The following is a 9,062-nucleotide window of genomic DNA, read 5'->3' as shown; positions in this document are numbered from 1 at the left end:
GTGCGCGGCCGGGGACGGGGCCCGCGGGTCAGGGGAGGCGGCGCAGTTTGAGGGCGTTGTCGGTGCGGGTGACGGTCCGGCCGTCCGGGGCGGTCTGGACGCGCTCGTGCTCGCCGCTGTGGAGCACCTCCCAGGCGTCCTGCGGAAGGCGCAGCGAGGCCAGCACCTCCTCCGGGGTGGGCAGGTGCATGTCGTGGTGGTGGTCGTGCCCGTCGCCGTGGTCGGGGTCCCGCTGCTCCCACGGCGGCGGACCGGCGTGGCCGACGACCAGCAGGACCCCGGCGGGCGCGACGGCCGCGGCGGCGGCCCGCAGGATCTCCTCGCGGGGCATCTCGCGGGGGGAGTGCAGGAAGTGCGCGGACACCAGGTCGAACTCGCCCTTGGGGAAGGACACGGCGAGGTCGTGGTGCTGCCAGTCGACGCGGTCGCCGACCCCGGCGTCGGCGGCGTGCCGGGCGCCGCGCTCGAGGGCCACGCGGGAGATGTCGACCGCGGTGACGCGCCAGCCGCGGCGGGCCAGCCAGACCGCGTCGGCGCCCTCGCCCGCGCCGAGGTCGAGGGCGGTGCCGGGCGGCAGGTCCGCGGTCTCGCGGACCAGGACGGTGTTGGGGTCGCCGCTCCAGATCCGCTCGCTCTCGGAGTAGCGGGCGTCCCAGAACTCCTCGGCGGTGGTGCCGTCGTCGCTCATCATGCGTCCTTGGGATGTGCGGTGGTGGTTTCCGCTGCCATGCTCGTTCCCGGGACCGTTTTCGGCGAACTCTTTTGCCGTTTCCGCAAAATCCGGGGGGCCAGGAGCACGGGCGCCGCGAGGACGGCGGGGGCGGCGGCGACCGCGAAGCACGCGGGCAGCGGCAGCGCGTCCAGGCAGGCGCCGATGGCCCCCGTCCCGGCGGACGAGCCGAGGTTGACCGCGGTGTTGACCCAGGCGCTCGCGCGGACCCGGTCGCGCGGCGCGGCCTCGGCGTCGGCCAGCAGGTAGGACGTGGTCAGCGAGGGCCCGACGAACGCGCCCGCGGCGAACATCGCGGCGGCGAGCAGGGCGACGGTCGGGGCGAGCCCGGCGGCGGCGACGGCGGCGCCCAGCGCGCCGGCGAGGACGGCCAGCCGCACGCGCGGGGACGGGCGCCAGGCGACGGCGCCGTATCCGAGCCCGCCGAGCGCGCTGCCGGCCGACATCGCCGCCATGACCCACGCGCCGCCGGTGGCGTGGTGGTGGTGCCGGGCGGACGCGACGGCCAGCAGTTCCATGCAGCCGAGGGCGGCGCCGGTCGCGGCCGCCGCGGTCACGGGGGCGAACCGCAGGGCGCGGCCGGCCCGCGGCGGGCGGTGCCCGTGCGGGCGCGGGCGGACGGCGGGGGAGGTGACCAGCCCCAGCGTCCCGGCCGCGACCAGGACGGCGCTCGCGGCGACGCCGAGGGACGGGGACGCCGCCGCGGCGGCGAGACCGGCGAGGAGCGGGCCGGTGATGAACAGCAGCTCCTCGGCGACGGCGTCGAGGCTGTAGGCGCGCCGGCGGAGCGCCTCGCCGGCGGCCAGGTCGTTCCACAGCGCCCGCATGACCGGGCCGAGCGGGGGAGCGGTCGCGCCCGCCGCGGCGATCAGCGCCACGAGGAGGGCGGCGGGCGCGCCGGGACGCCAGGTGGCGGCGGCGAGGCCGAGCAGCGCCAGGGCGTAGGCGCCCGACATCGGCGGCAGGGCCGCGCGGGGACCGTACCGGTCGATGAGGCGGGCGCGCAGCGGCGACAGCACCGAGATGGTCAGGCCCAGCGACGCCATGAGCGCGCCGGCGGTGGTGTAGGAGCCGGTGGAGGCGGTCAGCGCGAAGGTGAGGGAGAGGAAGACCGTGCCGTAGGACAGGCGGCCGAGCAGTGCCGCGCCGAAGGTGCGGGCGGCATGCGGGGCGCGCAGGACGGCCGTGTAGGAGGGGGCCATGAGCGTGTTCCTCGAAAGGGTCCGCGGCGGACGCGGAGGGGACGTGCGTGGACGCCGGAAAGCGCGGGCCGCCCGGGGGAGGGGCGGTCAGCGCGGCGTTCTACGCACGGAGGAACAGCACAGGCGCGATCATAACCCGGTGTTGCGGGTCAGGACGACCATTCGCGGCGGCGGGCCTCGGCGAGGGCGATGGCGGTGGCGACGGCGACGTTCAGGGAGCCGACCCGTCCGATCTGGGGGATGTAGGCGACGGCGTCGGCGGCGGCCAGCAGGGCGGGGGAGCAGCCGTGGTCCTCGCCGCCGACGGCGAGGCAGACGTCGCCGTCCAGCGGCGCCTCGTGCAGCGGGACGGCGTCGCCGGTCAGCTCGATCGCGACCAGCCGCATGCCCTCCTCGCGGACGGCGGCGGCGGCCTTGGCGGGGGTGCCGGCGTGCTCCCAGGGGACGAGGCGTTCGGTGCCGAGGGCGGTCTTGGCGACGTTGCGCTGGTCGGGGGGCGTGGCGTTGCCGGCGAGCCAGAGCCGTTCGACGCCGAACACGGCGGCGCTGCGGATGATCGAGCCCATGTTGAACGGCTGGGTGACCGACTCCACCAGCAGGCCGAGGCGGCCCTCGGTGCGGCGCCGCCAGTCGCGGTTGAGGCGCTTGACGTCGGTGGGACGCAGCTGCCGGCGGCCGGGTGCGGAGTCGGTGGTGCTCATCGGGTGTGGCCTTCCGTGCGGGACGAGACGCGCAGGACGCGGTAGGCGGAGCGCGAGGCGATCCGTTCGGTGGGGAAGCCCTGGTCGTTCAGCCAGCGCTGCAGGGAGTCGGAGCCGAGGTGCTTTTGCACGACCAGGTGGGCGAGGCCGCCGGGGGACAGGCGGGGCAGCCAGGCCAGCAGCAGGTCGTGCAGGGCGGCCTTGCCGATCCGGATCGGGGGGTTGGACCAGATCGCCGCGAAGCGCAGTCCGGGGTCGAGCTCGTCCGCCAAACTGAACCTTACATTGTCAAGGCCAGCGGTGTTGGCATTCGACCCAGCGAGCTCCAACGCTCGCTGATTAACATCTACCCCCCATACGCTCGCCTGCGGCGAGCGGCTTGCCAGGGTGAGCGCGATGGGGCCGTAGCCGCAGCCGAGGTCGAGCAGGTCGCCGGCCTGTGGCGGCGCGGGGACGGTCTCCAGCAGGACGCGGGTGCCGGCGTCGACGCGGTCTGGGGAGAACACGCCGCTGTCGGTCTCCAGCCGCAGGTGCAGGTCCGGCAGGACGAGGTCCACGGTGCGGCGGCGGCTCGCGGCCCCGGGGCGCGCGGCGAAGTAGTGTTCCCCCACGTCGGCCGACCGTATCAGCGTTCGGGACGTCCCCGCGCCGCCGCGGCCCCGCGGCGGCGCGGGGATCAGCCGTTGAAGATCGGCGGGCCGGAGGTCACGGCATGCGGGAGAACCAGACGAGGGACGCCCCGCCGGCCGCCAGTGCGAACAGCAGCGCGATGCCGGTGTAGCGGGCGGCGACGTCGCGGTGCTCGGTCTTGAAGCCGAGGGAGGTGCCGATGTTGGAGTACACGTCGCGGAGCTGCCCGGCGTCGGCGGCCTCGTAGGCCTTGCCCTGGGTGCTGGTGGCGAGGGTCTTCAGCGCCTCCTTGTTGACCGAGACGCTGGTGGTCTCCCCCTCGATGTCGACGGTGCCGTACGGGGTGCCGAACGCGATGGTCGACACCGGGACGTGCGCGGTGCGGCTGGCGTCGATGGCCTCCTGCACGGACCGTCCGGTGGTGTTGTCCCCGTCGGACAGCAGCACGATGTGGGCGGGCGGCGGGTCGTGCGCGGCCTGGGTGTCGAAGGTGCGGATCGCCTGCAGCGAGGTGAACACCGCCTCGCCGATCGCGGTGCGCTTGGCGAGGCTGAGCTGGTCGAGGGAGGCGATCGCGGTGTCGCGGTCGGCGGACGGCGCGGCGATGAGGTTGGCGTTGCCGGCGAAGGAGACGACACCGACGTTGAAGCGGGACGGCAGCTCGCGGATGAACTTCTTGGCGGCGGCCTTGGCGGCCTCCATCCGGTTCGGCGCGACGTCCTGGGCCATCATCGACAGCGACACGTCGACCGCGACCATGATGGTGGCGCGGTCGCGGGGCACCTTGACGGAGCTGGCGGGGCGGGCGAACCCGATCATCATCAGCACGATCATGATCAGGAACAGGGCGGCGGCGACGTGCCGGCGCCAGCCCGGCCGCTTCGGCGCGACCTGGGAGAGCAGCGCGAGGTTGGTGAAGCGGACCGCGTAGTTGCGGCGGCGCATCTGCAGGACGATGTAGAGGCCGACGAGGATCGGCGCGAGGGCCAGCAGCCACAGGCGTTCGGGCGACAGGAAGGTCATGGGCGCACTCCCGCGGTGGAGACGGCCCGCCCGGCGGCGCGGCGCTGGCGGACGGCGAAGCGGGCGACGTCGGCGATCCAGTCGCGGTCGGTGCGCAGGACGAGGTGGTGGACGCCGCAGCGGCGCAGGGCGGCGCGGGTGTGGTCGCGCTGGGCGGCGGCGGCGCGGGCGTAGCGTTCGCGCGTGCGGCGGCTGAGGACGATCTCGTGGACGGCGCCGGTCTCGGGGTCGGTCATCTCGACGAGGCCGACGTCGGGCAGGTCGAGTTCGCGGGGGTCGATGACCTCGACGGCGAGGACCTGGTGGCGGGCGGCGAGGCGGCGCAGCGGGCTCTCCCAGTCGGGTTGCGCGTCGGGGTCGGTGCCGGGTTCGGCGCCCGGGGCGCCGGGGCCGGGCGGGAGGAAGTCGGAGATGACGACGCGCAGGCCGCGGCGGGTCTGGCCGCGGGCCAGGGAGGTGATGGCGGCGGCGAGGCCGCTGTGGGGGGTGCCGGCGGTGGCGGTGGTGCCGGCCATGGCGGCGGGCGGGCCGGTGCCGGGTTCGGTGCGGGCGTCGAGGACGGCCTGCAGGAGGGCGTAGAGGGCGGCCTTGCCGGTGCGGGCGGGCCAGCGGCGCAGGCCGCCGGGGTGCTGGAGGTAGGCGCCGACGCGGTCGCCGAGGCGGACGGTGAGGAAGCCGACGGCGGCGAGGGCGGCGACGGCGAGTTCGCGTTTGACCATGCCGGCGGTGCCGAAGTCCATGCTGGGGGTGAGGTCGACCAGGGCCCAGGCTTCGAGTTCGTGGTCGGCGACGAGGTCGCGGACGTGGGGTGTGGTGGTGCGGGCGGTGACGGCCCAGTCCATGTGGCGGACGTCGTCCTCGCCGGGCTGGTAGAGGCGGGCTTCGGCGAGTTCGGTGCCGGGGCCGGGGAGCAGGCCGAGGTGCTCGCCGTTGAGCAGGCCTTCCAGGCGGCGGGTGACCTGGAGTTCCAGGCGGCGCAGGGTGCGTTCGGGCGCGAGCTGCGCGAGGGTGTCGTCGCGGCGGGGACGGGTGGTCATGCGGTGGTCACCGCCGCGGCGCCGTGGTTCCAGACCACGCGGGGCGGGGGGACGGCGGCGAGGATCTGGTCGACGACCTCGGCGGGGTCGGTGCCGTCGGCGAGGGCGTCGAAGGTGAGGACGAGGCGGTGGGCGATGACGTCGCGGGCGACGGCCTGGACGTCGTCGGGCAGGACGTAGTCGCGTCCGGACAGCAGGGCGAGGGCGCGGGAGGTGGCGACGAGGCCGAGGGTGGCGCGGGGGCTGGCGCCGATCTCGATGACGGGCCGCAGGTCGGGCAGGCGGTACTGCTCGGGTTCGCGGGTGGCCATGACGAGGCGGACGATGTAGTCGGCGACGAGTTCGTGGACGGAGACCTCTTCGGTGGCGCGCTGGAGTTCGGCGAGCCGGTCGGCGTCAAGGACGGGGGTGGCCTCGGGCGGGTCGACGCTCATCCGCTGGAGGATGTGGAGTTCCTCGTGGGCGGAGGGGTGGCGGACGTCGATCTTCATGAGGAAGCGGTCGCGCTGGGCTTCGGGGAGGGGGTAGACGCCTTCGGACTCGATGGGGTTCTGGGTGGCGAGGACGATGAAGGGGCGGGGGAGGGGATAGGTGTTGCCGCCGAGGGAGACCTGGCGTTCGGCCATGACCTCCAGGAGAGCGGACTGGACCTTGGCGGGGGCGCGGTTGATCTCATCGGCGAGGACGAAGTTGACGAAGACGGGGCCGAGCTCGACGTCGAACTGCTCGGTGGAGGGGTGGTAGATGCGGGTGCCGACGATGTCGGAGGGGACGAGGTCGGGGGTGAACTGGAGGCGGGCGAAGGTGCCGCCGACGACTTTGGCGAGGGTTCCGACAGCGAGGGTCTTGGCGACGCCGGGGACGCCTTCGATGAGGCAGTGGCCGCGGGCGAGGAGGGCGACGACCATGCGTTCGACCATGTGGTCCTGGCCGACGATGACCTTCTTGACCTCGGCGAGGGTGCTCTGGAGCAGCGCGGCGGCCTCGTCGACGTCGTTGGCGGCGATGGTCATTGTGGGTGTCCCTCACTGTGTGCCGGGTGTGAGCGGGCGCGTTCCGACCCTACGCGATCACTTGTACCCGTTCATGCGCGATCCGTGCCTGTGGTCTGGGTGCCTGTGGTCTGGGTGCCTGTGGTCGGGGGCGGGTCCGGGGGGTGGCGGGGTGGTCGTGGTGGGGGCCGGGGGCGGGCGCGGTTGTTAGTGTTGCGGCCATGTCGAGGCCGTTGCCCCCGGGCGATCCCGCTCAGCTGGGGCCGTACCGTTTGTCGGCGCGTTTGTCGGAGTCCGCTGCCGGGATCGTGTTCCTGGGTGTGGACGGTCAGGGGCGGCGCGCGAGTGTGGCGGTGCTGAACCGGGGTGCGGCGGAGGACGCGGCGGCGCGGGACCGGTTCCGGGCGGCGATCAATGCGGCGGTGCCGGGTGCGGGTGGTGCGGGGCGCGGCGGTGCGCATGGTGGCGGGGGTGCGCCGGTGGTGGCGGCGCAGCCGGATGGGCCGGCGCCGTGGGTGGCGACGGCGTACGGGGCGGAGGGGCCGGGTGCGGAGCGGTTCCTGGAGCCGGTCCTGCTGGGTGGTTCGCGGCGGTGGGGGCGGCGGCGTGGTCCGCAGTTCCAGCCGCATTGGCTGGGGTCGTCGGAGGCGGCGTTGGCGCGTCCGCGCCGGGAGCCGGCGGTGGGGGGACCGGTGGCGGCGCCGGAGCGTCCGCCGGAGCGGAGTCTGGTGGCGGCGGTTCTGGCGTTGGCGGCGGCGTTGGTGGTGTTGGTGGTGTTGATGGCGGTCTTGTTCTCGTGTCAGCCGCGGCCGAAGGATCCGCCTCCGGAGCCGCCGGAGCCGACGCCGTCGGTGGCTCCGTCGGCGCCGCCGTCGGTGCCGCAGCAGCCGGGGAGGCCGACGCCGCCGCCGTCGGGGTCGCCGTCTCCGTCGCCGTCGGGTTCGGGCGGTGGTGGTGACGGCGGGCCGCTGTGACCGGCGCTGGGCCGACGGTGGGGCCGGCGGTGGGGGCGCGCGGTTCTTTCATGATCGCTTGGTGGGGCGGGGTGTCCTAGCCTGGGGCGATGACCGCTTCTGAGGTGAGCGCTGTGGACGCTCTGGCCGACCGGTACGTGGACGCTTTCGCGGCGTTGGACCCGTGCCTGGCGGCGATGATGGGGATCGCCGGGCAGGAGTCCCGGTTGACCGATTTCGGGCCGGAGGGGCGGGCGGCGCGGGCGGAGCTGACGCGGTCGACGCTGGCGGAGCTGGATCGGATCACCGCGTCCGGCGGCGGGGCGTCCGGTGCGTCCGGCGTGGGGGCCGCGGTGCTGCGCGAGCCTCTGGAGTGCGAGCGGGAGCTGGACGAGGCGGGGGTGCGGGCGTGGGAGCTGGACACCACCGACGGTCCGGTGCAGCGGCTGCGGACGGCGGTCGATCTGCTGGATCAGGGCGCGGCGACGGACTGGGACGCGGTGGCGGCGCGGGTGGGCGGGCTGCCGGGGGCGCTGGCGGGGTTGCGGGTGTCGTTGGAGGAGTCGCTGCGCGGGGGCCGGGTGGCGGCGCGGCGGCAGGTGCTGCGGAACGTGCGGGAGTGCCGGGACATGCCGGGGTTCCTGGCCGGGCTGGCGGGGCGGCACGGGGACGGGCCGTTGCGGGGGCGGTTGGACGCGGCGGTGGCGGCGGCGTCGGGTGCGCTGGAGGAGTTCGCGGGGTTCCTGGCCGATGAGCTGGCGCCGCGGGCGCCTGAGCGGGACGCGCTGGGCGCGGACCGGTACCGGCTGGGGGTGCGGGATTTCCTGGGGACGGCGCTGGATCTGGAGGAGACCTACGCGTGGGGCTGGCGGGAGCTGGCGCGGATCGAGGCGGAGATGGCGGAGGCGGCGGCGCGGATCGGTCCGGGGGAGCCGGTCGCGGCGGTGCGGGCGGCGCTGGACGCGGATCCGGCGTACCGGATCAGGGGCGCGGAGGCGTTCCGGGCGTGGATCCAGGAGCTGGCGGACGGGGCGATCGCGGATCTGGACGGGACGCATTTCGACATTCCGGAGCCGTTGCGGCGGGTGGAGTGCCGGATCGCGCCGGTGGAGTCGGGGGTGTACTACCTGGCGCCGGCGGAGGACCTGTCGCGTCCGGGGACGGTGTGGTGGACGGTCGGCGGTCCGGACGAGGAGGTCGTGACGTGGACGGTGCCGGCGACGATGTTCCACGAGGGGGTGCCGGGGCATCACCTGCAGCTGGGCGTGACGACGTTGAACGCCGCGACGCTGAACCGGTTCCAGCGGTTGTCGGGTGAGCTGTGCCCGGGGCATGCGGAGGGGTGGGGGCTGTACGCCGAGCGTTTGATGGACGAGCTGGGGTATTACCGGGATCCGGCGTACCGGCTGGGGATGCTGGCGGGCGGGCAGCAGTTCCGTGCGGCGCGGGTGGTGCTGGACATCGGGATGCATCTGGAGCTGGAGATCCCGGAGGGCGTGTGGTTCCACGAGGGGGAGCGGTGGACGCCGGAGCTGGGGTGGGAGTTCCTGCGGGCGCACACGGGGCCGGAGACGGACGCGTACATCTCGTTCGAGATCGACCGGTATCTGGGGCGTCCGGGGCAGGCGATCGCGTACAAGGTGGGGGAGCGGGTGTGGCTGGAGGGGCGTGAGGAGGCGCGGCGGCGGGCGGGTGCGGCGTTCGATCTGAAGGAGTTCCATCGGCGGGCGCTGGATCTGGGGCCGATGGGGCTGGATCTGCTGCGCTCGGAGCTGGCGCGACTTTGACCTCGGG

General features: G+C 74.7%; 9 protein-coding genes. 2 read left to right on the top strand and 7 right to left on the bottom strand.

Translation table 11 applies throughout. From position 1 onward, the window contains the following. Window positions 1–28 precede the first annotated feature (28 nt). The 7 genes from ABT299_RS19605 to ABT299_RS19575 form a co-directional block, all read right to left on the bottom strand. Window positions 29–688: a class I SAM-dependent methyltransferase gene (locus tag ABT299_RS19605; protein ID WP_500251612.1), complete on the bottom strand. Its 660-nt coding sequence runs from the start codon at window positions 686–688 to the stop codon at window positions 29–31. After that, entirely contained in the window at window positions 688–1,932 is a 1,245-nt protein-coding gene (locus ABT299_RS19600) for an MFS transporter (RefSeq protein ID WP_500251611.1), read from the bottom strand. The genes ABT299_RS19605 and ABT299_RS19600 overlap by 1 nt, the downstream gene beginning before the upstream one ends. A gap of 149 nt (window positions 1,933–2,081) precedes the next feature. Continuing rightward, a complete protein-coding gene (locus ABT299_RS19595) occupies window positions 2,082–2,633 on the bottom strand; it encodes a TrmH family RNA methyltransferase (protein ID WP_190867605.1) in 552 nt (183 codons plus the stop codon). Continuing rightward, window positions 2,630–3,244 carry a class I SAM-dependent methyltransferase gene (locus tag ABT299_RS19590; protein ID WP_500251610.1) on the bottom strand — a complete coding sequence of 205 codons (615 nt, stop codon included), beginning with the start codon at window positions 3,242–3,244 and terminating at the stop codon, window positions 2,630–2,632. The genes ABT299_RS19595 and ABT299_RS19590 overlap by 4 nt, the downstream gene beginning before the upstream one ends. 94 nt (window positions 3,245–3,338) lie before the next feature. After that, window positions 3,339–4,286, bottom strand: a complete 948-nt coding sequence (locus ABT299_RS19585) for a VWA domain-containing protein (RefSeq protein ID WP_190867609.1) — start codon at window positions 4,284–4,286, stop codon at window positions 3,339–3,341. Beyond that, complete coding sequence (locus tag ABT299_RS19580; protein WP_387018633.1) at window positions 4,283–5,323, bottom strand: DUF58 domain-containing protein; 1,041 nt, start codon at window positions 5,321–5,323, stop codon at window positions 4,283–4,285. Before ABT299_RS19580 ends, ABT299_RS19585 begins: the two co-directional genes overlap by 4 nt. Then, window positions 5,320–6,336 (bottom strand): AAA family ATPase, encoded by a 1,017-nt coding sequence (locus tag ABT299_RS19575; protein WP_190867613.1) that lies wholly within the window; start codon window positions 6,334–6,336, stop codon window positions 5,320–5,322. The genes ABT299_RS19580 and ABT299_RS19575 overlap by 4 nt, the downstream gene beginning before the upstream one ends. 200 nt (window positions 6,337–6,536) lie before the next feature. Here ABT299_RS19575 and ABT299_RS19570 point away from each other — a divergent pair, with 200 nt between their 5' ends. Continuing rightward, entirely contained in the window at window positions 6,537–7,289 is a 753-nt protein-coding gene (locus ABT299_RS19570) for a hypothetical protein (protein WP_500251609.1), read from the top strand. 89 nt (window positions 7,290–7,378) lie between these two features. After that, window positions 7,379–9,055, top strand: a complete 1,677-nt coding sequence (locus tag ABT299_RS19565) for a DUF885 domain-containing protein (protein ID WP_500251608.1) — start codon at window positions 7,379–7,381, stop codon at window positions 9,053–9,055. Window positions 9,056–9,062: the final 7 nt, after the last annotated feature.

It is taken from the genome of Spirillospora sp. NPDC000708, from assembly GCF_040299565.1.
Taxonomy (GTDB): Bacteria; Actinomycetota; Actinomycetes; order Streptosporangiales; family Streptosporangiaceae; genus Spirillospora.
This window is presented reverse-complemented; position numbering and strand designations above follow the sequence as displayed.

Bases quoted from the DNA above. Each gene is read 5' to 3' on its own strand.
- ABT299_RS19605 (WP_500251612.1), bottom strand. From the start codon at position 688: ATGAGCGACGACGGCACCACCGCCGAGGAGTTCTGGGACGCCCGCTAC.
- ABT299_RS19595 (WP_190867605.1), bottom strand. From the start codon at position 2,633: ATGAGCACCACCGACTCCGCACCCGGCCGCCGGCAGCTGCGTCCCACC.
- ABT299_RS19570 (WP_500251609.1), top strand. From the start codon at position 6,537: ATGTCGAGGCCGTTGCCCCCGGGCGATCCCGCTCAGCTGGGGCCGTAC.
- ABT299_RS19600 (WP_500251611.1), bottom strand. From the start codon at position 1,932: ATGGCCCCCTCCTACACGGCCGTCCTGCGCGCCCCGCATGCCGCCCGC.
- ABT299_RS19565 (WP_500251608.1), top strand. From the start codon at position 7,379: ATGACCGCTTCTGAGGTGAGCGCTGTGGACGCTCTGGCCGACCGGTAC.
- ABT299_RS19580 (WP_387018633.1), bottom strand. From the start codon at position 5,323: ATGACCACCCGTCCCCGCCGCGACGACACCCTCGCGCAGCTCGCGCCC.
- ABT299_RS19585 (WP_190867609.1), bottom strand. From the start codon at position 4,286: ATGACCTTCCTGTCGCCCGAACGCCTGTGGCTGCTGGCCCTCGCGCCG.
- ABT299_RS19575 (WP_190867613.1), bottom strand. From the start codon at position 6,336: ATGACCATCGCCGCCAACGACGTCGACGAGGCCGCCGCGCTGCTCCAG.